At 56.4% G+C, this 23213-nt stretch carries 19 protein-coding genes; 13 read left to right on the plus strand and 6 right to left on the minus strand.

The genetic code is table 11. The features are described from left to right. Positions 1–2: 2 nt before the first annotated feature. Positions 3–983: an arginase family protein gene (locus tag ACR1XU_RS07940; RefSeq protein WP_480903536.1), complete on the plus strand. Its 981-nt coding sequence runs from the start codon at positions 3–5 to the stop codon at positions 981–983. Here the strand turns inward: ACR1XU_RS07940 and ACR1XU_RS07945 are convergent. Together ACR1XU_RS07945 and ACR1XU_RS07950 are read right to left on the minus strand one after the other, a co-directional pair. Further along, positions 980–1951, minus strand: a complete 972-nt coding sequence (locus tag ACR1XU_RS07945) for an agmatinase (RefSeq protein ID WP_480903533.1) — start codon at positions 1949–1951, stop codon at positions 980–982. The genes ACR1XU_RS07940 and ACR1XU_RS07945 overlap by 4 nt on opposite strands. 73 nt (positions 1952–2024) lie before the next feature. Continuing rightward, on the minus strand, positions 2025–3545 hold the full coding sequence (locus ACR1XU_RS07950; RefSeq protein WP_480903530.1) for a trimethylamine methyltransferase family protein: 1521 nt from the start codon (positions 3543–3545) through the stop codon (positions 2025–2027). A gap of 183 nt (positions 3546–3728) precedes the next feature. Here ACR1XU_RS07950 and ACR1XU_RS07955 point away from each other — a divergent pair, with 183 nt between their 5' ends. Next, positions 3729–6164, plus strand: a complete 2436-nt coding sequence (locus ACR1XU_RS07955; protein ID WP_480903527.1) for a GcvT family protein — start codon at positions 3729–3731, stop codon at positions 6162–6164. Positions 6165–6253: 89 nt separating this feature from the next. After that, on the plus strand, positions 6254–7225 hold the full coding sequence (locus ACR1XU_RS07960; RefSeq protein ID WP_480527743.1) for a LysR family transcriptional regulator: 972 nt from the start codon (positions 6254–6256) through the stop codon (positions 7223–7225). A gap of 838 nt (positions 7226–8063) precedes the next feature. On the opposite strand, the gene ACR1XU_RS07965 is transcribed toward ACR1XU_RS07960, so the two are convergent. Both ACR1XU_RS07965 and ACR1XU_RS07970 read right to left on the minus strand, forming a co-directional pair. Further along, the gene (locus ACR1XU_RS07965; RefSeq protein ID WP_480903524.1) at positions 8064–9389 is read right to left on the minus strand and encodes a GH1 family beta-glucosidase; all 1326 of its coding nucleotides are present in this window, start codon (positions 9387–9389) and stop codon (positions 8064–8066) included. Positions 9390–9391: 2 nt separating this feature from the next. Beyond that, positions 9392–10423, minus strand: a complete 1032-nt coding sequence (locus tag ACR1XU_RS07970) for a LacI family DNA-binding transcriptional regulator (protein WP_480526816.1) — start codon at positions 10421–10423, stop codon at positions 9392–9394. A gap of 209 nt (positions 10424–10632) precedes the next feature. Here ACR1XU_RS07970 and ACR1XU_RS07975 point away from each other — a divergent pair, with 209 nt between their 5' ends. The 5 genes from ACR1XU_RS07975 to ACR1XU_RS07995 are packed head-to-tail and all read left to right on the plus strand — an operon-like array spanning position 10633 to position 16957. Beyond that, positions 10633–11991 carry an ABC transporter substrate-binding protein gene (locus ACR1XU_RS07975; protein ID WP_170619181.1) on the plus strand — a complete coding sequence of 453 codons (1359 nt, stop codon included), beginning with the start codon at positions 10633–10635 and terminating at the stop codon, positions 11989–11991. A gap of 55 nt (positions 11992–12046) precedes the next feature. Continuing rightward, a complete protein-coding gene (locus ACR1XU_RS07980) occupies positions 12047–13054 on the plus strand; it encodes a carbohydrate ABC transporter permease (protein WP_170613680.1) in 1008 nt (335 codons plus the stop codon). A gap of 3 nt (positions 13055–13057) precedes the next feature. Continuing rightward, complete coding sequence (locus ACR1XU_RS07985) at positions 13058–14206, plus strand: carbohydrate ABC transporter permease (RefSeq protein ID WP_480903519.1); 1149 nt, start codon at positions 13058–13060, stop codon at positions 14204–14206. A 9-nt stretch (positions 14207–14215) separates the two neighbouring features. Beyond that, complete coding sequence (locus tag ACR1XU_RS07990) at positions 14216–15871, plus strand: alpha-amylase family glycosyl hydrolase (RefSeq protein ID WP_480903516.1); 1656 nt, start codon at positions 14216–14218, stop codon at positions 15869–15871. A gap of 3 nt (positions 15872–15874) precedes the next feature. Then, positions 15875–16957, plus strand: a complete 1083-nt coding sequence (locus ACR1XU_RS07995) for an ABC transporter ATP-binding protein (RefSeq protein WP_480903513.1) — start codon at positions 15875–15877, stop codon at positions 16955–16957. A 119-nt stretch (positions 16958–17076) separates the two neighbouring features. Here ACR1XU_RS07995 and ACR1XU_RS08000 read toward each other — a convergent pair whose 3' ends face one another. Continuing rightward, positions 17077–17655: a TetR/AcrR family transcriptional regulator gene (locus tag ACR1XU_RS08000; protein ID WP_480903510.1), complete on the minus strand. Its 579-nt coding sequence runs from the start codon at positions 17653–17655 to the stop codon at positions 17077–17079. A gap of 86 nt (positions 17656–17741) precedes the next feature. On the opposite strand from ACR1XU_RS08000, the gene ACR1XU_RS08005 reads away from it, so the two are divergent. Continuing rightward, positions 17742–18215: a cupin domain-containing protein gene (locus ACR1XU_RS08005; RefSeq protein WP_170806010.1), complete on the plus strand. Its 474-nt coding sequence runs from the start codon at positions 17742–17744 to the stop codon at positions 18213–18215. Between the two features lie 280 nt (positions 18216–18495). On the opposite strand, the gene ACR1XU_RS08010 is transcribed toward ACR1XU_RS08005, so the two are convergent. Continuing rightward, positions 18496–19137 (minus strand): TetR family transcriptional regulator C-terminal domain-containing protein, encoded by a 642-nt coding sequence (locus tag ACR1XU_RS08010; protein ID WP_170613667.1) that lies wholly within the window; start codon positions 19135–19137, stop codon positions 18496–18498. A 189-nt stretch (positions 19138–19326) separates the two neighbouring features. On the opposite strand from ACR1XU_RS08010, the gene ACR1XU_RS08015 reads away from it, so the two are divergent. Genes ACR1XU_RS08015 through ACR1XU_RS08030 form a run of 4 tightly spaced genes read left to right on the plus strand, consistent with a single transcriptional unit; the run spans position 19327 to position 23168 of the window. Beyond that, positions 19327–20190 carry an ABC transporter permease gene (locus ACR1XU_RS08015; protein WP_480903506.1) on the plus strand — a complete coding sequence of 288 codons (864 nt, stop codon included), beginning with the start codon at positions 19327–19329 and terminating at the stop codon, positions 20188–20190. Next, complete coding sequence (locus ACR1XU_RS08020; RefSeq protein WP_170613663.1) at positions 20187–20981, plus strand: ABC transporter permease; 795 nt, start codon at positions 20187–20189, stop codon at positions 20979–20981. Before ACR1XU_RS08015 ends, ACR1XU_RS08020 begins: the two co-directional genes overlap by 4 nt. Before the next feature lie 19 nt (positions 20982–21000). Continuing rightward, positions 21001–22116 carry an ABC transporter ATP-binding protein gene (locus ACR1XU_RS08025; protein WP_480903503.1) on the plus strand — a complete coding sequence of 372 codons (1116 nt, stop codon included), beginning with the start codon at positions 21001–21003 and terminating at the stop codon, positions 22114–22116. After that, positions 22113–23168 carry an extracellular solute-binding protein gene (locus ACR1XU_RS08030; RefSeq protein WP_480903500.1) on the plus strand — a complete coding sequence of 352 codons (1056 nt, stop codon included), beginning with the start codon at positions 22113–22115 and terminating at the stop codon, positions 23166–23168. Before ACR1XU_RS08025 ends, ACR1XU_RS08030 begins: the two co-directional genes overlap by 4 nt. Positions 23169–23213: the final 45 nt, after the last annotated feature.

A 23213-nucleotide genomic window follows, 5' to 3' on the forward strand; every position in this document is an offset into this window, starting at 1 on the left:
CAATGGCGGATCGCTACGAACAGTCCATGATGGACAATCTGTATTGGTGGGGCGTGCCTACTCTGTTTCGTTGCCCCAACGTGGGGCCCGACGGGCAGGACATTGCATTGGCAGGCGTGCCGCACTCAACTGGAAACGGCACGACCGAGAGGGACCAGCATTTGGGCCCACGCGCCTTGCGGCACGTCTCGGCCGTTCAGCGCAGGGTGCATTCAGTTTTTGAGATCGACCCATGGAAAAGCGCGCGGATTGCCGATGTGGGGGATGTGCCGTTCCCGAAGGCGAACGACAATGAGGATTGCATCGAACGGATCACCGAATTCTACAAGGACATCGACGCGGCCGGTGCACGCCCGGTTTCTGTCGGCGGAGATCACTCCATCACTGGTGGGATAGTACAGGCGTTGGGATGTGGAAAACTGGCCGGCGGAGAACCTGTCAGTTTCCTGCATCTGGACGCCCATACGGATGTTTTTACCAAGGTTGACCACTTCCTGGGGGCCAAGAAATCAGCGGCACACTGGGGGGCTTATCTGGCCGATCAGGGGCAGGTCGATCCGACCCGTTCGATGCAGATCGGGTTGCGGGGCCACCCACGCAGTCTGGACTGGCTGCAACCTTCTTACGACTACGGCTACAACATCGTGACAATGCGCGAGTTTCGTCAGCGTGGGCTGGAGGACGTTGTGGCCCAAACCCAAGAGGTGCTGGGCGACCGACCGGTTTACATCACCTTCGATCTGGATTGCCTTGATCCAACCGTTGCGCCTGCAGTCTCTAATCTTGAGCCGGGTGAAAAGGGGTTTGACATCGATGAGGCGGTTGGAATCCTGAGGGCGGCGCGCGGGCTGAACATCGTGGGCGGTGATGTGGTTTGCATGATGCCCACAAAAGACAGCCCCAACAACATCACTGCCCTGACCGCCGCAGCAGTGATGTTCGAGATGATTTCGATGATTGCCGAAAATGTCGCCGAGGATTAACTGCGGCGCGCCTCGACAGCTTGGGCCAGAACACAAAGCAATTCGAACATCAGCGAGATACCTAGCCACGCTGTCCCACCCTCAGGATCGAAGGGTGGCGACACTTCGACAAGATCGGCGCCGACAAGGTTCAGGCCAGACATCTTGCGAATGACCTGCTGGGCCTGAAAACTGTTGGGCCCGCCTATTTCCGGTGTGCCGGTGCCGGGCGCATAGGTCGGGTCCACAAAGTCGATGTCATAGGTGCAGTAGGTCGGCTCCGTTCCGACAATGCTGCGCACTTCATTCATCACATCGTCGATGCCCCGGTCGAACAGTTCTTCGATTCGGATGATACGGATGCCCTGCGCTTCACCCCATTCGATGTCTTCGGTGTTGTAAGCTGTGCCGCGGATTCCGACCTGAACAAAGCGTTTGGGGTCCACCAACCCTTCCTCAACAGCGCGGCGGAACGGAGTGCCGTGCGTGAATTTGTGGCCGCCGAAATAGGTGTCGAACAAATCCGTGTGACTGTCGAACTGGATGAGACCAACCGGGCCCGAGGCGGCCAGGGCACGCAGGACGGGCAGGGTGGTCAAGTGATCCCCTCCGGCGGTCAATGGCGTGATTTTGCGCGCTTTCAGCTTCGAGTAGAAGCTCGTGACCCGATCCAGCGTGTCTTCTATGTCGACCGGATTGGGGGCGACATCTCCTAGGTCCGCGCAATTCACCTGCGAGAACGGCGCGACGCCCGTGACCGGGTTCATCGCCCTGATCATCGTGGAGTAATCGCGCAGTTGCCGCGGGCCATGCCGTGCGCCCGGCCGATTGGTGGTACCGCCGTCCCAAGGGATGCCGACAAGGCCCAATTCGACGTCCGAGATGCGTTCGTGGTCCATATCCAGAACGGGCAGGCGCATGAATGACGGTATGCCCGCAAACCTGGCAAGCTCCATGGCTGAAACCGGTTGAAAAAATGAATCGGCCATGGCTTCCCATCCTCTGCAAGTTTCTTCAGTGACCCTAGCGGTTCAGCAACGGGCTGGGAATGCCTGTAAGACTTCAGGTCAGGATTCGAAAACGTCGGCGAATTTCGGCGTCCTGCTCGGCGGTGAGATACTCGGGGTGATGCGAGCTCAAAACCTCTCTGGCGACTTGCCGGGCGGATGACCATGCGTCCATCGCACCTTCGGTTTCCCATGTGCGCGGCTCCCGGCGATCAGCGAGCTGAGGATAAAAGTAATCTCTCTCCATTGCTTCATATGTATGTGCGCTGCCCAGAAAGTGCCCGTCACCCAAAACCGATTTGCAAATGGCGTCAAAGCCGAGATTCGCTTCGGTGACCTCGATCCCGCGCAAGACCCGATAGGTGTGAGAGTGCATTTCGTTGTCCAGCACAAAGGCCTCGAAACTTGCACCCAACAGGGACGCAGTCATGCCTGAACTTTCATATATCAGGTTGCCACCGGCCAATGCGGCTGCAAGCGACGTGATGCCTTTTTCAGCCCCGTACTGGGCATCAATGGCCTTGGCATCTGCCATCGAAGCGGCCACGCCCGAAGGCAGTCCTAGCCAGTTCGTGATCTGCGCCGAGGCGGCATTCAGGATCGCTGTCTCGCCGCTGCCGCCTGCAAATGAACCGGTTCTGAGGTCTACGATGAAGGGCCAATTGGAAAAAACCATCGGAAAGCCGGGTTTGATCGTGTTGACCATCACGAGACTGGCAAGCGTTTCGGCCAGTGACTGCGCCAGAAATCCGGCCAGAGTCGCCGGAGCGGTTGCGCCCGCTTGCGCAGCCGTGATGCAGGACATTGGTATGTTATGGGCGATGCACTCATAAACGACGTCCACTGCGTCTTCGCCATATCGCATCGGTGAAATGACCGGGCTGATGTGCGCTTTCAGGAAAGGGCGTTTGGCGAACTCACCGACCCCTCCGGCGACGATGTCCAGCATCTCGACAATGGGTCGGACATGTTCGGCCAATGTGAAAGAGGTGGCCACCGGCTTGGTCGTATTCCGAACCAAGGCGTAGACAGTATTGACGTCCAGATCGAACACGTCCGGGACATCCGTTGCCACGCAGCACCGGGTGAACCAACTGACATTGGCCAGTGTGTCCTGTAATCGGGTGAAGTCATGCAGATCAACCAATGTGGAGGGGCGATAAAGCCCACTGTCAATGTCGAGCGTCTGAACAGCCGCGCCGCCAGTGCCAAAATACACACGATCCCCGCCCACATCGATAGACCGGCTTTCATCCCGGCCATGGAACATGAAACTTTTGGCAGCGGAATTAATGACTTGCTGGACCATTGAACGTGGGAATACCAGCCGCCCCGGTTCCCGGTCCCGTGCCCCTGCGGCCCTTAGGTCGGCGGCAAGCCTATCCGGTACATTGCCCATGCCCAGCTCTTCCAGGAGCCGCAGGGCGGTATCAAATACCTGTTCTATTTCCGAGTGATTTAAAGGCTTGTACGCACCACCTGTCTGACCGGGTGGACAGGGATCGAATGCGGGCTTGGCTGCACGCTGTGCGTGCCGCGCTTTCCGACCGCTGCGTTTGGAGCCCTCCGATGACATGTATCCCAATCCCTTTGCATCTTCGTTGCACCGTAAGGCGCAAAACACACGGGCATCAAAGGAGAATTGCCGTTTTCAGAATCCGAAATTGCGGTTTCGATTTTACAGTACCGGCGACTGCCCTGTTGTCTGCCCAACCCGTTATTCAGCAAGACTTGTGCCGAAACCGAGGGAGCACAGCCAATGAAGTCGCGTACCAGAGTCGTTGTGATCGGAGGCGGGATCGCTGGATGTTCGACGCTGTACCACCTGACCCAAGAGGGTTGGACAGATGTGGTTTTGGTTGAACGGAACGAACTGACCTCGGGCACGACCTGGCATTCGGCAGCACAGGTCACAAATTTCGGGATGAACCAGACCATGGTGGGTCTGAAGTCTCATTCGATCCGCCTGTACAAGGAACTGGCCGATGACCCGGATTACCCGATCAATTATCATCACGGAGATGGCGGGATACGTCTGGCGAATACAGAAGCGCAGATGCAGGGCTACCGGCACTTCGCGTCCATGGCGCGGGGCATGGATGTACATTTCGAGGTCATCGATGCGGATGAATGCGCCCGCCGCCACCCTTTGATTTCGACCGACAACCTTATCGGTGGGCTATGGGATCCGTTCGACGGTGACATAGACCCGGCCCAACTGTGTCAGGCCCTTGCGCGACGGGCGCGCAAAGCCGGTGCGCAAGTGTACAGAAACACGCCTGTCACAGCTTTGACGCAGTGCAACGACGATACCTGGACCGTGCATACCGAGCACGGAGACATCGACTGTGACATAATCGTCAACGCCTGTGGTTACCGGGTCAACGAGGTTGGCACCATGATGGGAGTTCATCATCCCGTGTCCTCCATGGAACATCAGTATTTTCTGACCGAAGAGATCGAGGCCATCCGGGATGCCGGGCACCGGATGCCGCTGCTGCGCTGCCCAATCAGCGACTACTATTGCCGTCAGGAAAAGAACGGTCTCTTGCTCGGGTTCTACGAGCAGGGGTGCAAAACATGGGGTATGGACGGGATCGATCCAAACTTCGTGAACGCACTTTGTCCGGATGATCTGGACCGTGTAACTGATGTGCTCGAGGGTGCATTTGCGCGGATGCCGGCCTTGATGGAGGTGGGCATTCACACGGTCGTAAACGGGCCGATCACTTATACGATTGATGGCGCCCCGATGGTTGGGCCGATCCCGGGCAAGCGCAATGCGTACTGCATCATTGGTCTGCGAGCCGGGTTGGGCGAAGGCGGCGGGCACGGGTGGCTGTTGGCACAGCAGATCGTGCATGGTGAGGCATGTTATGACACTTGGTGCCTCGACCCGAGGAGGTTTACAGGGCACGCGAACGTAGAACTCACTGCTCTGAAGGCGATTGAGGATTATCAGAACGAATTCAGGTTCCACTTTCCACATGAACACCGCCCAGCCGGCCGTCCCGCCAAAACGACGCCTCTGACGCCTGTTCTCGCATCCGAAGGGGCGGAGTTCACGGTAGTCAATGGATGGGAAAGGGTGGATTACATCAAACCTCACCCTGATTTCGCGCCGTCACTCAGTTTCGATTTTGACGAAACCTTCGATCTGGTTGCTGCCGAAGTCGATAACGTTCGCACTGGTGTCGGATTGGCGGAAGTAAACGGGTTCAACCGGATTGAGATCACCGGAGTGGACAGGCACGCGTTTCTGGATCGGATGTTTTGCGGAGTTGTGGGTAAGCGCGAAGGGCGTGTTGGGTTGGGCTATCTGCTGAACCAACACGGTATGGTCAAGGCGGAAGCAACTGTTGCCAATCTCCCTGCCAGTGATCGCGGTCCAGCACGGGTTTGGTATGGCTCTGCCGCAGCCAGCGAGTATCACGATATGGACTGGCTACAGAAGCATCTGCGCAACGATGAAGACGTTCAGATGCGCAGCTTGACGAATGACCAAACCATTCTGGTTTTGGCTGGCCCCAAGTCGCGCACTGTGCTTTCTGACTGTGCCAGAGGTGATTGGTCTGCGGACGCATTCCCCTGGCTCAGCGTACGAGAGTGCTTTGTCGGCATCGCTCCTGCCACGGTAATGAACCTTAGTTTCTCGGGAGAGTTGGCCTATGAGATCCATGTCCCAAACGCCTCTCTCTATGCGGCCTATCTTGCGCTGCGGGAGGCGGGCGAAGGGTACGGGCTGAACCTGTTTGGTGCCAGAGCGGTTGACTCGATGCGCATGGAAAAAAGCTTCCTGCACTGGAAAGCCGATTTGATCACCGAATTTGATCCTTGGGAAACGGGGCTGGAGAGGTTTGTACGTCTGGACAAGGGCGAATTTATTGGGCGTGAGGCGCTGTTGAAGCGGCAGTCAGAAGGGCTTCGCCGCAAGCTGGTTCCCCTGCGCATTGATGCAACGCGTGGTCCGGCGCATCCCGGCGCGTCTGTCATGCTGGGCGATAAGGTCGTGGGGACTGTTACCTCTGGGGAATGGGGTCATCGTACAGGATTGAACCTGGCGCATGCATTTGTTGATCCGTTCATCTCTGAGGTTGGCAGCGAAATGGAGCTGGATAGTTGCGGGCAGCGTTTTGGCGCGACTGTCATAACGTCCAGCCCGTACGATCCGGATTTTGCCCGTATGAAAGCTTAGAAACGACATCTCAGCCAACTTCATTGTTGCCGCAAGGGCGAATCTTTGCTTCGCTAGTTTCGAACAAATCGAAACAATGGTCAGTTGCCGTGTCCAAATCGCTGAGCCTTAGGTGGCTGGAAGTTTTTCAGTTGATCGCCAAGTCCGGATCGATTCAGAAGGTCGCATCTGAAACGGATTTGTCGATCAGTACAGTATCCAACCATCTGCGCAGCCTTGAAAACGCGCTGGGCATCGAATTGGTCGACCATGGACGCCGTCCAATGGGGCTGACACCGGCAGGAGAAGTGTTTGCCCGCTACGTCCGTGAAGGCCTGACCGTATTGAAACGTGGCGAAGCCGAGATTCGTACGGGCAACTGGCAGCATGCGACGGACCTGCGATTGGCTTTGATTGACGATTTTGACAATCAGATCGCGCCCGATCTCGTCCGGTTTTTGGCTCAGGCTCTTCCGCGCTGCAATTTCCGGCACTTCACACGCCCCAGTCACGAGATCCTCGCCAAACTACAAGAGCATAAATTGGACGTAGGCGTTGCCACACGGCCGCCGGGACGCACTGAGGGGCTGATCGAATACCCTTTGATGCGTGATCCCTTCATCGTCGTTCTTCCCAACAAGTTTGAAGGTTCGCCCGAAGAGTTGTTTACACCAGAGGCGGAATTGCCTTTGTTAAGGTACTCGCGTGACTACGTGATCGGCAAACAAATCGAAATTCAGTTGGCCCGAAGCAAGTTCAGCCTGCCCAACCGGTTTGAACTGGAGTGTAATCAGTCCATCATCGGCCTGGTTGCACAGGGCAGCGGATGGGCCATCACAACGGCGGCGTGTTTCCACCGAACGCAGCGGTTTCACAACAGTGTCAAAGCCATGCCATTTCCTGGCAGGAACTTTGTGCGGACAGTGTCGCTTTTTACGACCGAAGTGTACCCGGCGACTACATCACTGCTGATCCAGAAGGCCATGGGAAAACTGATCCGGCAGCATTTTACAAGACCGATGTGCGCCAGGCACACCTGGTTAAAAAACGAATTCCGCACCATGGAAATGGAGAGTGCCTAACCACCATCAATGACTGGCAGTTCTGGCATTCCAAAAAACAAAACGCGGTTCTGATACCGGCCCGTTGGCATCTTCTGTGGTTCCGTTTGAGAACCCGAAAACCTCCCATGGGTCCAAACCAGAACCCGTCAGATCGATTTCCCGTCGGTCCTTCGGTTCTGAAACGGAACACTGAAAATTACCACTCCCTGCTACGTTAGGCAGGCATCCTAGAATACCGCGCGCTGCTGCAGCCATCGGACAATTTGGAATTCAGCACAGGACCGGGACCAAGCTTAACTATGAATGTCCGCTCTGTTCGCGACTCGGTAGTTTCTGTGGAATTGTCGAACGTTTTCTCAATGATATCGAAGCTACAGTCGAGAATTGGGTTTGTTTCTGGGTGCTGATGCCAAGCCGATATAAAAGTTACTTGTGTCAATGGGCCGCCCAAGTCCAACATGACGTGGTACTTTTGGTAGTATGGCAAGAAAATTTTTCAGAAATTCATCCAATAGATATATGTATAGCGGAAAATTTAGGCTCCTCCTCGGTCCGCCACTTGGTATTCTGTAAGGCACACATGGTTCTGGCGCCAGCGACAAAGCCTCGCCGTTTTCACCTCATTCCTTTCATCCAGCGTCCAAAAACCGAATTCATAGATCCTGACTTCCTAGTAGCAAAATCAGGGTCGACATGCGGATCAGGCTGGCACCGATTCATCCTAATAAAGAAATCCAGAACTTGGCTCGTCAGAAGTGCTCGGCGGCAATCAATGCACGGCAAGTTGACCTGTGCGAACGTCGCATTTGGTGGAGAGCTACCATCAACAAAATAGCCCCGAAGCACCAGAACACAGTCATCTGGCAGCGGTATTGTAAGTGGACAGCATCTTCTTCAAGGCGAAGTATGAGGCTTTCGGAGTACGTTTCATCGTATCGAAATCCACATCAACCAGACCGAAGCGTTTTTCGTACCCCAAGGCCCATTCGTAATTGTCCAGCAGAGACCAAACAAAGTACCCCTTGACGGAAACGCCCTGATCGAGAGCCTCCTGAACGGCGGCAAAGTGCTGATCCAGATAGCTGATACGATCATCGTCTTGTTGGCGCTCGGGGCTGGCCATGCCGTTTTCGGTCACATAGATCGGAAGGTCGCCAGTGTATTCTTGCGCTGTGCGGATCAGGAACCGGCTCAGCGCGGCTGGGTCGATTTCCCATCCCATTTGGGTCTTGGGCAAGGGCCCGGGGATTTCGGTCAGACCGGGCCAGGCGGTGTCCGCAGGGGCGATCAGTTTGCGGGTGTAGTAGTTCAATCCGCACCAGTCGACAGGAGCGCCGATGATGTCGAAATCATCCTGCCAGCCGGGCGGAAGGTGGGGTGCCAACCCTTCCAGCACATTTTGAGGATAGGCCTTGTTGAACACGCCCCCCAGGAAGAACCGGTTATAGATTCCATCATAGAGATCAGCGGCCTGCCGCGCTTGCGGGCTATCATCGGCGGGTTCGGCCCATTCAAGATTGAACACACCGCCCAGATTGGACATGCCCAGACTGCGCATTGCCTGAATCGCGTGGCCATGGGCCAGCAGGACGTGATGCATGGCTCGAGCTGTGGCCCGAATGTCCCGCAATCCCGGGGCATGAAGTCCTTCGAAATGACTCAGCCAACTGACGCACCAAGGCTCATTGATGGGGGCAACGCTGTACATTCGGTCGCCGATCCGGCCCATGATGACCTCGGTGAAATCGGCAAACCAACTGGCGATGTCCCGGTTGCGCCAACCGCCCAGGTCAGCCAGAGCCGACGGCAGTTCCCAGTGATAAAGCGTCGCGCACGGGCGGATGCCACGCTCCAGCAGCGCATCAGTCAGCCGGTCGTAATAGTCCAAACCTTCCTGATTGATCGGTCCGCGCCCCTCGGGCATCACGCGTGCCCAGCTGGTCGAGAAGCGATAGCAATCAAAACCTGCGTTGCGCACAAGATCGAAATCCTGTTCAAACCGGTTCAGGTGATCGCAGGCCAGATTCCCATTTTCCCCCCGCACGACGTTGCCGGGCGTCGCGGCAAATGTATCCCAATGGGTGGACCCTGCACCGCCTTGGGCGTGACCTTCGATTTGATAGGCCGACGTGGCGACCCCAAACAGGAAATCAGACGGAAAATCGTTTCGCGTAAAGTTCATCTTCAGAACCTGTCGGGTGCAGGGCCGGTTGACTTGCCGACAACCAGCTCCGCCTCAAGCAATCTGGTTTTGACCGGGTCCTCAGGCGATTTGATCCGCTCGATAAGCATCTCGGCGGCCAGTTCTCCTGCGTGTCGCACTGAAGAGCGCGTGGCTGTGAAAATGGGGACGTCCTGCCCGTTCTTTAGGTAAGAAAGGTCATCGTCATGAGCGATGACCGAGACATCCCGACCGATCCGGAGGCCCGCCTCGTCCAGCGCCCGCCGTACTCCGATCGCTGAAATCATCGAGGACGCCAGAATGGCAGTCGGCGGTTCATCCAATTGCAGCATGTCGTGGGTTTCGCGGTGGCCGTAGACTTCGGTCATCTCGGCGCTTCGCATCAGTTGCGGGTCCGAGGTCAAGCCTGCCTGTTCCAAGGCCTGCTGGTACCCTGTACGGCGTCGTTGCGCGAAATCCATATCTTCAAGCCCGTTGATCAGGGCGATCCGGCGATGCCCTAAATCGATCAGGAACTGTGTGGCGCGCAGGAACGAGCTTTTGTTGTTTACGTCAATCCAGTCGTATTCCACATCCGCCCCCGTCGAACGCCCATGCACGATGAACGGCACCGCCATCCGCGACAGAAGATCAATTCGGTGTTCGTTGACTTTGGGGCCCTGCAAAACGACGCCATCCACGGCACCGCGCTGAAACAAACTGCGATAGGCCCCTTCGATCGACGTATCATCGGCGGTGGTGAACATCATGTCGTAGCCATGCGCCGCGTATGTCCGAGCGGCACCAGCAACAAAGTCACCGAAGATTGGGTTCACCATCTCGTGCTGGGACGAACTGGGGATGACATGCCCGATCACCATGGATTTGCCGGTCGCCAGCCCCTTGGCGCGGATGTTCGGGCGATAGCCATGTTTGGCAGCAGCAGCCTGAACGCGCATCCGGGTTTCCTCGCTCACTTCGGGGTAGCCGTTCAGAGCGCGGCTGACCGTCGTTTGCGAAAGGGCAAGAATTTCCGAGAGCTGCTTCAGGTTCATGATTGTTTCAAAGCGCCTTCAAGTTTTGGCTGTTACCTGTTGTGTGGTCAAATGCTCGTTCCGTCAACCCGTTTCAATCAGCCTTTTGATTATTAGCGTTTTGCAACGCGAATATTGACAGGCGGGAAATGTTAGCGGATAAACTGCATATCCAAAGCGCTTTGGATGCTGAGTCTCTGTGGCGCAAGGAACTGTTGGGAGGAAAATTCATGAGAAACGCGCTTTATGCAGGTGTGGCCACATTTGCTTTGCTGTCCGGAGGCGTCCAGGCGCAGGGCGAGATGATCCACGCCGTGGGCGAGGGCGGCTTTGACTGGGACGGCTTTCAGGCCTTTGCGGACGCCCATGACCTGGCCGGTCAGGACCTTACCATTTTCGGGCCGTGGCTTGCGGGCGAAGGGAAGTCATTCGAAAATCTGGTCGCCTATTTTGATGAGGCCACCGGAGCGAATTCCAGCTATGTCGGATCGGACTCGCTGGAGCAGCAGATCCTGATTGATGCGGCCGCTGGCTCCGCTCCGAACTTGACGGTTTTCCCGCAGCCGGGTCTCGCCGCGAACATGGCCAAGAACGGATACCTGACGCCGCTTGCCGAAGGGTCGGCGGACTGGATCAAGGACAATTTCGCTGCCGGCCAGTCCTGGGTCGATTTGGGAACCTTTGAAAACGCCGATGGCGCCAAAGATTTCTACGGCTTTTTCTTCAACGTCAACGTGAAGTCGCTGGTCTGGTACATCCCGGAAAACTTCGAAGACTTCGGGTACGACGTCCCGCAGACCATGGAAGAGTTCAAGGCGCTGATGGATCAGATGGTCGAGGATGGCGAGACGCCGCTTTGCGTGGGGCTTGCATCCGGCGGTGCGACCGGGTGGCCCGCGACCGACTGGGTCGAGGACCTGATGTTGCGTACACAGCCGCCCGAAGTCTACGACCAGTGGGTCTCGAATGAGATGAAGTTCGATGATCCGCGCGTGATCGCGGCGATTGAGGAATACGGCAGCTTTACCCGCAACGACGACTATGTCGTGGGCAACGCCGACGACACCGCCGCGATTGACTTCCGCGACAGCCCCAAGGGTCTGTTCGACAGCCCGCCTGCCTGCATGATGCACCGTCAGGCGTCGTTCATTCCCGCCTATTTCCCGGAAGGGACCGAATTGGGTGTAGATGCCGATTTCTTCTACTTCCCGGCCTATGCCGAGAAAGATCTGGGAACTCCGGTTCTGGGTGCGGGCACGTTGTTCACGATCACGAACCCGAACCCGGCGGCCGAGGTGTTCATGGAGTTCCTCAAAACGCCCTTCGCGCATGAGATCATGATGTCTCAGGACGGATTCCTGACGCCGCATCTGGGGGCAAATCCCGAGAATTACGCCAATGATACCCAGCGGGGACAGGGTGAAATCCTGACCAACGCAACCACGTTCCGCTTTGACGGGTCGGACCTGATGCCGGGTGCGGTCGGCGCGGGTACGTTCTGGACCGGTATGGTCGACTATTCCTCGGGTGCGAAGGACGCAGCCACAATTGCCGGAGAAATCCAGTCTTCGTGGGATGCTGCGAAGTAAGTGACGGCTGGGGCGGCCCTGACGCCGCCCCAATTTCCAAACCAACGAGGGCATCATGACACCGGCACTTCAGGGCCTGCTGACCATCGCCATCGGTGTGTCGGGTTGCGTGGGCTACTTCTACCTCTCCAACCAGTTTCTGGACAAAGTCCTGTTCCCGCCGCGCGGGCCCAACGCAGGGCGCAACATCAACCGGGCGAACATGATCCGGCCCTGGTTGTTCCTGTTCCCGGCACTTGCTGCGCTGGGCTTGTACCTGGCATACCCGGTGGTCGAGACGCTGCGCCTGTCGCTCACTGAACGCGTGCCCGGCGGTGGGTACAGATGGGTAGGCCTTGATAATTACACCCAGATGGCCAAAGAGCCGAAATTCTGGGAGGCCATGCGCAACAACATGTTCTGGCTGATCGTTGTGCCGGCCATGTCCACCGCTTTCGGCCTGCTGGTTGCACAACTGACCGACCGCATCCGATGGGGTAATTTTGCCAAATCGCTGATCTTTATGCCAATGGCGATTTCATTCGTCGGCGCTTCGGTGATCTGGAAACTCGTCTATGACGCGCGCCCGGCGGAACAGGACCAGATCGGCATCCTGAACGCGCTTTATATCTTCTTTGGCGGCACCGAACCGCAGACATGGCTGACGGTTCCGTTCTGGAACAGTTTCTTCCTGATGATTGTTCTGGTTTGGATTCAGACCGGGTTTGCCATGGTGATCCTGTCGGCCGCCCTTCGCGGCATCCCCGAAGAAACTGTCGAGGCCGCCATCCTGGATGGCGCGAACCCGTTTCAGATTTTTTTCAAGATCAAGGTGCCGCAGATCAAAACCACGATTCTGGTCGTCTGGACGACGATCACCATTACCGTGCTGAAAGTCTTCGACATCGTCTTTGCCATGACCAACGGCCAGTGGGAGACACAGGTTCTGGCCAACTACATGTATGACAAGCTGTTTCGCGCCAACGACTGGGGGGTGGGCTCGGCCTCGGCCATGGTGATCATGTTGCTGGTCACACCGATCCTGATCTGGAACGTGCGCAATGCGCGCAAGGAGATGGAGTAGGCCATGAACGATATTGCGGGAACCAGACCGGCGCTGCGCTGGGTCGTTCATGCCTCGGTCGTCTTTCTGGTGGTCCTGTGGATCATTCCGACGCTTGGTCTGCTGATCTCATCCTTCCGGACGGCGGACCAGATTTCCAGCAGCGGTTGGTGGCGGTCTCTCTTTCCGTCCGAGCAGAATCTGACACTGCGCAGCGCGGCACCCGAAACGCAGGTGTTGGAGAATGAGCTTTACGTAATCCAGGGGCAGCTGTTTGGCGATGAAGAGCAAATCAGGATTTCAGGCTGGGGCATCAGCGCACGCGAAATTGACGCCTTCGCCCCCGGTGAAACCGCCGAGCTGCGCGGAGGCGGCACAATCACAGTCGATGCAGACGGCAACTATCGGATGGAGAATACCGAAGAATTCAGCGGCAAGCGCGGCGCGCGTGTATTTGTGACGGCTGAATTGCCGCCTGAGTTTACATTGGACAACTACAAAAAAGTTCTGTTGGACCAAAGCAGTACGGACAGTATGGCAAAGGCGTTCTTCAACACGCTGACAGTCACAATTCCCGCGACGATCATTCCAATCCTTGTTGCAGCCTTTGCAGCTTATGCCCTGGCGTGGATGGAGTTTCCGGGCCGAGCCTTGCTGATCGCCGCTGTGGTTGGCCTGTTGGTGGTTCCGTTGCAACTGGCGTTGATTCCGCTGTTGAAATTCCACCTGAGTATCGGGGTTGGGAAAGGTTATCTGGGCGTTTGGTTGGCGCATACGGGCTTTGGCATGCCGCTGGCGATCTACCTTCTGCGCAACTATATGGCTGGATTGCCGCGTGATCTGATCGAGAATGCGCGGGTCGACGGGGCGACCGAGTTCCGGATCTTCACCAAGCTGATCCTGCCGCTTAGCTTCCCGGCGCTCGCGTCCTTCGCAATCTTCCAGTTCTTGTGGACGTGGAACGATCTTCTGGTGGCCAAGGTCTTCCTGATCGACGCAACCGGCCAGACCACGGTGATGACCAACCGCATTGTAGAGCTTTTGGGCACCCGTGGCGGCAACTGGGAAATTCTGGCGACCGCAGCCTTTGTGTCGATCTTTGTGCCATTGGTCGTTTTCTTCGCAATGCAAAAATACCTGGTCCGGGGCCTGCTGGCCGGGTCCGTTAAATAGAGGCGTCTGATGAACGTGCAGAACACTGTGGAACTTTCCAAATCAACAAAGGCCACGTCAGACTGGTGGCGCGGCGGAGTGATCTATCAGATCTATCCGCGCAGTTTTCAGGACAGCAATGGCGACGGCATCGGAGACCTGAAAGGTATCACCCGGCGTCTGGATTACATCGCTTCGCTAGGTGTTGACGCGATCTGGATTTCGCCCTTCTTCAAATCTCCGATGAAGGATTTCGGCTATGACGTCAGCGATTACCGCGACGTTGATCCGATGTTCGGGTCATTGCAGGATTTTCGCGAACTGCTCGATCAGGCCCATGCCAAGGGGCTGAAAGTGATGATCGATCTGGTGCTTTCACACACATCAGACCAGCACCCGTGGTTCATCGAAAGCCGTGCCAGCCGGGAAAACCCGAAATCCGACTGGTATGTTTGGGCCGATCCGAGGCCGGATGGCACACCGCCCAACAACTGGTTGTCGATCTTTGGCGGATCAGCGTGGCAGTGGGACCCGCGCCGCCTGCAATACTATTTTCACAATTTCCTCACGTCGCAGCCGGACCTGAACTTCCACAATGCACACGTTCAGGACGCCTTGCTGGATGTTGCCCGGTTCTGGCTTGAGATGGGCGTGGACGGTTTTCGTCTGGACACGATCAATTTCTATTTCCACGACAAACAGTTGCGCGACAACCCGGCGCTTCCGATCGAAGAGCGCAACGCGTCAATCGCGCCAGCGGTGAACCCCTATAACCACCAAAACCACCTGTATTCCAAAAGTCGGCCTGAAAACATTGCCTTCCTTGAACGCTTGCGGGCGCTGACAGACGAATATGATGGTCGCGCCTGCTTGGGCGAGGTCGGCGACGCGCAGCGTGGGTTGGAAATCATGGGAGAGTACACGTCCGGCGACAAGCGGATGCACATGTGCTACGCCTTCGAGTTTCTCGAAAAACGCGCACTGTCGGCTGATTATGCGAAACAGGTTTTTGATCAGCTTCAGGCCAAAGCCGGGGATGCATGGCCGTGCTGGGCGTTCTCGAACCACGACGTGCCTCGCCACGCCTCGCGCTGGGGCCTGGACGATGCAGCCATTCGACAGCACGCAGTCTTGATGATGTGCCTGCGCGGTTCCGCCTGTCTGTATCAGGGTGAGGAGCTGGGCCTGCAAGAGGCCGATGTTCCGTTTGAAAAACTGCAAGACCCTTACGGCATCGAGTTCTGGCCCGAATTCAAGGGCCGGGATGGCTGCCGTACGCCGATGGTCTGGACGGCGCAAGACGAACAGTCGGGCTTTAGTACGGGTGAGCCGTGGCTGCCGGTCAGTCCCATGCAATCCGAACGGGCCGTGGACCGGCTGGAGGTGGACGATCAATCGATGCTCCACCACTATCGCCGCGCAATTGCGTTGCGCCATGCTCATCCTGCGCTCGCCTCGGGCACGCAATCCGATATGAACCAGGTCGGTCCGGCCCTGACGTTCTACCGCGAAGACGCTTCTGAAACTGTGTATTGCGCGTTCAACCTTGGAACAGAAGCAAGACAGATCGAACTGCCAGAAGGCAACTGGCGGGTCATCGGGCAAGACCTGGGCGGTGTTGATGGCGAACGCGTCGTGACGCTGCAACCTTCGCAATTCTGCCTGATGGTTAAGGACAAGGGGTAAACCATGTCGGAACTCAAGCTTACAGATGTGGCGAAGTCCTATGGTCCGGTCGATGTACTGAAGCATATCGATCTGGACATCGAGAAAGGCGAGTTGATCGTCTTCGTCGGCCCTTCGGGGTGCGGCAAATCTACCTTGTTGCGGATGATTGCCGGGTTGGAAAAGATTACTGGAGGAACGCTGGAAATCGAAGGGCAGGTCATGAACGATGTGCCGCCCGCCCAGCGAGGCATCGCGATGGTGTTTCAGTCCTACGCGCTCTATCCACATTTGACCGTGCGCGAGAACATGGCGTTTGCGCTCAAGATCGCCAAGATGCCCGCCGCCGAGATCGATGCCGCCGTCGAACGCGCCGCACAGACCCTTCAGCTGGATCCGCTTCTGGATCGACTGCCCAAGGCCCTGTCGGGAGGTCAGCGCCAACGTGTCGCCATCGGGCGGGCCATTGTACGGGACCCCAAGGTCTATCTGTTCGACGAGCCGCTCTCAAATCTTGACGCTGCTTTGCGCGTCGCAACCCGTATCGAGATCGCGCGACTGAAAGAGGCAATGCCCGACAGCACCATGATCTACGTGACCCATGATCAGGTCGAGGCGATGACCCTGGCCAGTCGGATCGTGGTTCTGGCCAACAAGGGCATTGCGCAGGTGGGCACACCGCTGGAACTGTACGAAACACCGGACAACGAATTCGTGGCGCAGTTTATCGGCTCGCCTTCCATGAACTTGATGCCCGGCAAAATATCCGGGACCGGGGCACAGACATCGGTCAAACTTGATGCGGGCGGCACGGCAGTTTCATCCATTCCAACCAATCCCGATCAAATGGGTCTGCTGGTAAACGTTGGCGTACGCCCCGAAGACTTTTTCGCCGACGATGCCTCTGGGTTTCTGGGCGGCAATGTCGATTTCATCGAAGCCTTGGGAGAAGTCACCCTGCTGTATTTGGCCAGTAGGGCAGGGGCCGAAGGCATCGTCGCCAAGTTTCCGGGTGTCGAACGAAGTCTGCGTGGACAAAATGTCAAACTGAACGCTGATCCGGGCAAGGTGCATCTATTTCACAATGGCCTGTCTTTGCGGAAATAATGATCGGCCACCCAATCAATGTTGTGAGAATGGGAGCGCAATTCATCTGGGCCTGACGTTGCCCACTTGGCTTGGCCAATGCATCCATCATCAAAGCACAGAGAAAAGTCGAGAATTTTCTAGTCTGGCAAATATCGTTCAAGCAGAGCATCTACCAGCCCTTCTTGAAGGCGGTAGCCTGTCGCCTGGTCAACACGCAGAATGTCTTCAATGATTATAAATTGCTCCATGCCAGTCGTCATGGACAACCGCATCGCCAAGTCTTTAATTTCCTTGGGTTTCATAGATTTTTGCGCTGGTTCAAGTGCCTCAGCAAAAGCAGCAACCCGTCTCGCGCCCCGCATTTTCGTCGTACCCTGCTCAAGCGATGCTTTCAGAGACTCTGCAAGAAACTGCCGGAAATAAGCTTCATGTTCGCGCGAGAAATCCAGATAGTAACGCGCGACAGCATGTACTCGATCCCGGGCATCATGAACCCCCCGAAGCAGCTCAGACGTTGGTTTGACTTCAATGTCCAGAGTCGCATCCAAAGCCAATACGCCCGGATCGGAAAAGTATCGGTAGACCGTCGCACGACTGATTTTGGCATGTTCAGCCACTTTTGCCAGCGTCACTTCCTGTCCCTCCGACATCAGTTCACGGGCGGCCGAAAGAAGCGCATCACGAGTTCGTTTGATTTGATTTGTTCGGCGGGCCAAGTTAACTCCTTTTATAATACACTTGTCTCATAAGTGGATTTATGTATCATAATGGTATTGGATTTCGAGTAAAGGGAGTAGCTGCAATGACTGAACCTCGCCCTCGGGTTTATCATCTTCTTGGAAATCTTTTGACATTCCATGCTTTTCCCAGCGAAACAGGAAATCGATGTACAATTGTCGAGATCAAAACGGCGCCGGGGGCCGGCGCACCGCCCAACCATCATGCCGGTGAAGATGAAAGCTTTTACGTGCTTGATGGTGAATTCGAGTTTCTTGTAAACGGCGAAACCCACAGTGTAGAGAGTGGTGACTTTGTAAAAGTGCCGGACGGTGCCGTTCACGCCTTTACATGTACCGGAGCGAGGCCCGGTCGATTGCTCTGCATTAATGCCCCTGGCGCTATGCATGACACGTTCTTCACTGAAGCTGGTGAAGCCATGCCCGACGGAACAACAGACATTCCTGCCCCGGATGGACCACCGGATATTCCCGCAATCATGGCCGTAGCCGACAGGATTGGAATGACGATTCTGGTGCCCACCGAAGTCCCGAGCTAACAGAATTTCAGTTTGGACCTGGAAGGAGCTTATCAGATGCTTCCGGGTCCAAACTCGCGCATGCATTGGTCTCTAGTTGCTCGCTCGCCTCGCCATGCGTGAGCTTCTGCTACGCATTGCCTTGCGGAGGGTCATTTCTCAAGGGGAAAGGTCGTCGTTAGATGAGCCAAAATTGAATCCAATTTTGCTTAGATTGACCTTCTGCACCCGGTTCACGCTCTGACTTGCCAGTCGGGGACTATTCCTATCGACTGCAAGCTGACACATTTGGTCGCAACAGTCATTTTGGCGACAATGCGCCGCCAAGGTCGAAGTGGTTTGGAAACATTGAGCTCAAGAAGCGGAAGATGATCCTTATTGCCTCGGTTCGGTCAAAAGAATCCGGGTGCAGCAGGTAATCGGTCCACATCCCTTCCAGCATAGCAAGCGTGCCATGAGTTGCGTCACGTGCAACCTGATTGGGGTGTTCGATTTCAGCTTCCTTCGCAATCCGGGCGAACGCGTTGAAAACAAGGTTCCGTAGCTTCGCGTCCCGCGTGTCGGAGAAGGCGGCTATCGCCGCTCGGTTTCTGGCCTCACCGCGAAACGCGTACCAAATTGAAACGCTTTTCTTGTTGAGGATGGTTTCACCCAAATCACCCCGAACAATCATCTCGATATGCTCCTGGCCAGTTTGCCCGGTCGTTTCCAGCAAGGCATAAATGCCATTGTAGTATTGCTCGGACGAATAACGGGCGGCTTCGTTAACCAGGTTGTCCTTGCCGCCGAAATGAAGGTGAATCATGCCGCGGGACAGCTCGGCGCGCTGGATGATTTCGCTTACGGATGTCTCTGAAATACCCTTCTCTGCGACCGAGTCGAGCACCGCTTCGATCAGGGACAGGCGATTTCGTTCGCGTATTTCTTGTCGTCTTCCGGTCATTTGGTCAGGCGGTTCTGTTTCTTTTCAGCTTCTTGCGTGCCTTCTAGCGGCGCTTGTGACCTTGGTCAGCCCCGGTTGTGAAATTAACTGTTGACACAGCTGGCCTGAAAATTCCAGATTTAAATGGACGATTGTCCATTTTTTGATGTATGTCGTCGCACCACCGCAAGCAAAACTCAGCAGGGAAGCATGGCTGGAGTCATAAGAAGCGAAACGGGCAAGGGCCTGGCACTGAGCGCGCCTGCGACGCTCTATGTCGGCCTGCTTGTTGCTGTGCCTCTTTGCATTCTGGTGGCCTACAGCTTTTGGACCCAGACCTATGTCGAGATTGATCGCACCCTGACCTGGGCGAACTACCAAGAGGCGTTCACCGACCCCTTGGTGCGGCACCTGATGATCCGGTCGGTTGCAATAGCGGGGGCGGTGACGCTGGCGACGGTGTGTTTGGCCTATCCCATCGCCTATTTCATTGCGTTTCGGACGCAGAAGAAGACCCTGTGGCTATTGCTGATCACCATCCCCTTTTGGAGCAGTTACCTGCTGCGGGTGTTCAGCTGGAAACTGATCCTTGGATTTAACGGCGTGATGAATTCGGCCCTGATTTCGCTGGGGCTGATTCAGGAACCGCTGACATTCCTGCTCTACAATGAGTTTGCCGTTGTTCTTACGCTTGCGCATGCCTGGGCGCCGTTTGCGATCCTGCCGATTTATGTGTCTTTGCAAAAGATCGACCGCAGCCTGTTGGAGGCCGCGACCGACCTGGGATGCAGCAAACTTGAAAGGTTTGTTCGTGTGACGCTGCCCCTGACGGTGCCGGGGATCATCGCGGCCTGCCTGATCATTTTCATCCCGACTGTGGGCGACTATGTCACCCCGGCTCTGGTCGGTGGATCGCAGGGTAAAATGGTGGCGAACCTGATCCAGGTACAGTTTGGCGCCGCCAATAACTGGCCGTTGGGCGCAACCCTGTCTCTGATGGCCATGCTTTCAGTCGGCTGCGTCGCGATCCTGTTCGTGGTGGTCGTCACCGCCTTGGTGCGGAGGATTCGATGACCAAGGCATTTCGTATCCCATGGCTGCTTGTTTATGCCATCGCCTACCTGGTGTTTCTCTACCTGCCGGTTCTGCTTTTGCCGCTGTTTTCGTTCAATGACGGAACCATCGTGGCCTTCCCGCTAAAGGGTTTCACGTTGAAATGGTACGCGCAGTTGGGTCAGCAGGACACGCTGTTGCAGGCGATGGTGAACTCGCTGATCGTGGGCAGCGTGACCGCCCTGCTGGCAACGTCCCTGGGCCTGTTCGCCGCGCGCGCTTATGTCCGGTATCGCTTCACGGGGCGGGAGTTGTCCGAGGGACTGGTCATGCTTCCTTTGGTCATCCCCGGCATCATCGTTGCCAGTTCGATGCTGGTTCTGTTCATCAGCATCGGGCTGAAACCATCGCTGACCACCGTAATTCTTGGGCATGTTTTCGTGGCTCTGCCCTTCGCAGTGTCGATCATGAAGTCCGCCTTCGACGATTTCGACCAGTCATTGGAGGAGGCCGCCTTCGACCTTGGCGAAAGCGTTGTCGGGACGTTTCGGCGCGTCACTCTGCCAATTGTTGCTCCGGGCATCATCGCCAGCTTGCTGGTCACGTTCACCGTGTCCTTTGACGAATTCGTGCTGGCCTTCTTCCTGTCCGGCAACAGCCCGACACTGCCGGTCTATATCTGGAGCCAGATCCGGTTCCCCGCAAAGCTGCCCAACACGCTGGCCCTGGGATCGCTGCTTTTGCTCTCGTCGGTCCTGCTGCTGCTGATTGCCGAATACTTCCGCCGCCGCTCCACGCAATCTTCGGATTGAAGCCAAAGGAACAAACAAGATGAGCGAACAGAACATCATCGAGATTAAGGGCGTCGAAAAACGCTTTGGGTCCTTTGTGGCGGTGTCCGATCTGAACCTGACTTTGAAAGAGGGTGAGTTCTTTTCGCTGCTGGGGCCATCGGGTTGCGGAAAGACAACGGCTTTACGCATTATTGCGGGCTTTCAGGATCATGAAGAGGGTGAAGTCCGGATCGATGGACGCACCATGGGCGAGGTGCCTGCAAACAAGCGGCCTACCAACATGGTGTTCCAAAGCTATGCGATCTTTCCGCATCTGAATGTGGGCGACAATGTAGGGTTCGGTTTGCGCAAGACAAAGCTGTCGCGGAAGGAAATCAAGGAACGCGTTGCCGAAGCGCTTGAGATGGTGGAACTCGGCGGGTTGCAGGACCGCAAGGCCAACGAGTTGTCGGGCGGGCAGCGGCAACGTGTGGCGCTTGCACGGGCGCTGGTCATGCGGCCAAAGGTGTTGTTGCTGGATGAACCACTGTCCGCGCTGGACAAAAACCTGCGCGAAGCGATGCAGTTGGAAATGCGCCGCCTGCAGCAGAAGCTTGGCATTACCTTCGTGATGGTGACGCATGATCAATACGAAGCCATGACCATGTCCGACCGCATCGGTGTGATGTTCGCCGGTCAGCTCAAACAGGTCGACAGACCCGAGGTGCTGTACTCGCAGCCATGCAACCGGGAAGTGGCCGCTTTCATCGGCGGTATGAATTTCCTGAATGCTGACGTGACTGCTGAAAACGCCGACACGCTGGACGTGAATGTTCAAGGGTTTGGCTCGATGACAATTGGGGTGAACCCGAATGTTCAGGTGCATGACAAAGATCTGCTGGTCGGCGTTCGGCCTGAGCAGTTGGAAATCAGCGCGGAAAAACCGGATGGATATGACGCGAATGTTAAGGGCAAGGTGTCGGACGTCGCCTTCTATGGCGAAAGCGTCCACTATTATGTGCGCGTCGACGGGTTGCCGGAAAGCATCGCCGTTGCAGTGCCAAACTACTTTCACACAGTCGATCACAACCGGGGCGATACTGTCTGGCTTGGCGTTCAAAGCGCCTCAGTGATCGACTTGGGCAAACGTGAATCTTTGGGAGGAGAGAAATGAATAAAGCAGCATCAATCGCCGCAGCAGTGTTTGCCACCTTTACCGCCAGCCAAGCGCTGGCCAACGCGGCGGACCTGACCGTCTTCGACTGGTCCGGATACGAGGATCAGGGGTTCTACGGCGACTATGTCGAAAAGTACGGCGGCGCGCCCAGCTATACTTATTTCGGCAGCGTGGAAGAAGCGTTCACCAAGCTTCAGTCCGGGTTTGAAGCAGATCTGGCCCATCCCTGCACGGATGCGCTGAGGAAATGGGTCGCGGCGGATATGCTAAAGCCGATCGACACCAGTAAGCTTGAAAACTGGGACAAGCTGATGCCCAAGATCAAGGAAGTCGATGGCATCACGATCGACGGGCAGACCTATATGGTGCCGTTCGAATGGGGCAACACCGGCCTGATCTATCGCACCGACATGATTTCGGCGGATGATGTGTCGCTGCAACTGCTCGCGGATCCTGCCTATCAGGGCAAGGTTGCCATTCCGGATGCCGCCTCCAGCGCATTTGCCATGGCCGCATTGGCGACAGGGGCCTCCAGCTATACCGATATGAGCGACGAGGAATTCCAGAAGGCGGCGGATTACCTGCGCGCGATTCATCCCAATGTGCGCTTCTACTGGTCTGACGCAGGCCAGCTGGATCAGGCGATCGCCAGTGGCGAGGTGACACTGGGTTGGGGCTGGAACCAGTCGGAACTGAACCTGATCTGGAACGAAACCCCGGCCGTCATGATGCGGGATGTGGACAAGGGCATCGCCACCTGGGTCTGCGGCTATGTGCATCTGAAATCCGCCAAGCAGTCGGATGAGCAGGTCTATGACATGCTGAACGCGCTCAGCTCTGCCGCCAGCGGCAAGTACATCATCGAAAGCTGGGGGTATGCTCATGCCAACGAGGACGCGTTTGCACAAGCAGACCCGGAGCTGATCGAAACCTACGGGTTCTCGGACGTGGACAGCTTCTTTGAGGGCAGCCTGTTCTTCGATGCGGTCAACCCCGAGCTGGAAGCCAAGATGCTGAAAGAGTTCGAGCGAATCAAAGCGGGCTTCTAAGCAGACCTTAACAACGCAACCGGGAATGGCGGGACAGACGGTCCC

This window comes from Ruegeria sp. D1(2025), from assembly GCF_056536425.1.

What these genes read in the sequence shown, in the direction of transcription:
- ACR1XU_RS07940 (WP_480903536.1), top strand. Translation starts at nt 3, where the DNA reads ATGGCGGATCGCTACGAACAGTCCATGATGGACAATCTGTATTGGTGG.
- ACR1XU_RS07945 (WP_480903533.1), bottom strand. Translation starts at nt 1,951, where the DNA reads ATGGCCGATTCATTTTTTCAACCGGTTTCAGCCATGGAGCTTGCCAGG.
- ACR1XU_RS07950 (WP_480903530.1), bottom strand. Translation starts at nt 3,545, where the DNA reads ATGTCATCGGAGGGCTCCAAACGCAGCGGTCGGAAAGCGCGGCACGCA.
- ACR1XU_RS07955 (WP_480903527.1), top strand. Translation starts at nt 3,729, where the DNA reads ATGAAGTCGCGTACCAGAGTCGTTGTGATCGGAGGCGGGATCGCTGGA.
- ACR1XU_RS07965 (WP_480903524.1), bottom strand. Translation starts at nt 9,389, where the DNA reads ATGAACTTTACGCGAAACGATTTTCCGTCTGATTTCCTGTTTGGGGTC.
- ACR1XU_RS07970 (WP_480526816.1), bottom strand. Translation starts at nt 10,423, where the DNA reads ATGAACCTGAAGCAGCTCTCGGAAATTCTTGCCCTTTCGCAAACGACG.
- ACR1XU_RS07975 (WP_170619181.1), top strand. Translation starts at nt 10,633, where the DNA reads ATGAGAAACGCGCTTTATGCAGGTGTGGCCACATTTGCTTTGCTGTCC.
- ACR1XU_RS07980 (WP_170613680.1), top strand. Translation starts at nt 12,047, where the DNA reads ATGACACCGGCACTTCAGGGCCTGCTGACCATCGCCATCGGTGTGTCG.
- ACR1XU_RS07985 (WP_480903519.1), top strand. Translation starts at nt 13,058, where the DNA reads ATGAACGATATTGCGGGAACCAGACCGGCGCTGCGCTGGGTCGTTCAT.
- ACR1XU_RS07990 (WP_480903516.1), top strand. Translation starts at nt 14,216, where the DNA reads ATGAACGTGCAGAACACTGTGGAACTTTCCAAATCAACAAAGGCCACG.
- ACR1XU_RS07995 (WP_480903513.1), top strand. Translation starts at nt 15,875, where the DNA reads ATGTCGGAACTCAAGCTTACAGATGTGGCGAAGTCCTATGGTCCGGTC.
- ACR1XU_RS08005 (WP_170806010.1), top strand. Translation starts at nt 17,742, where the DNA reads ATGACTGAACCTCGCCCTCGGGTTTATCATCTTCTTGGAAATCTTTTG.
- ACR1XU_RS08010 (WP_170613667.1), bottom strand. Translation starts at nt 19,137, where the DNA reads ATGACCGGAAGACGACAAGAAATACGCGAACGAAATCGCCTGTCCCTG.
- ACR1XU_RS08015 (WP_480903506.1), top strand. Translation starts at nt 19,327, where the DNA reads ATGGCTGGAGTCATAAGAAGCGAAACGGGCAAGGGCCTGGCACTGAGC.
- ACR1XU_RS08020 (WP_170613663.1), top strand. Translation starts at nt 20,187, where the DNA reads ATGACCAAGGCATTTCGTATCCCATGGCTGCTTGTTTATGCCATCGCC.
- ACR1XU_RS08025 (WP_480903503.1), top strand. Translation starts at nt 21,001, where the DNA reads ATGAGCGAACAGAACATCATCGAGATTAAGGGCGTCGAAAAACGCTTT.
- ACR1XU_RS08030 (WP_480903500.1), top strand. Translation starts at nt 22,113, where the DNA reads ATGAATAAAGCAGCATCAATCGCCGCAGCAGTGTTTGCCACCTTTACC.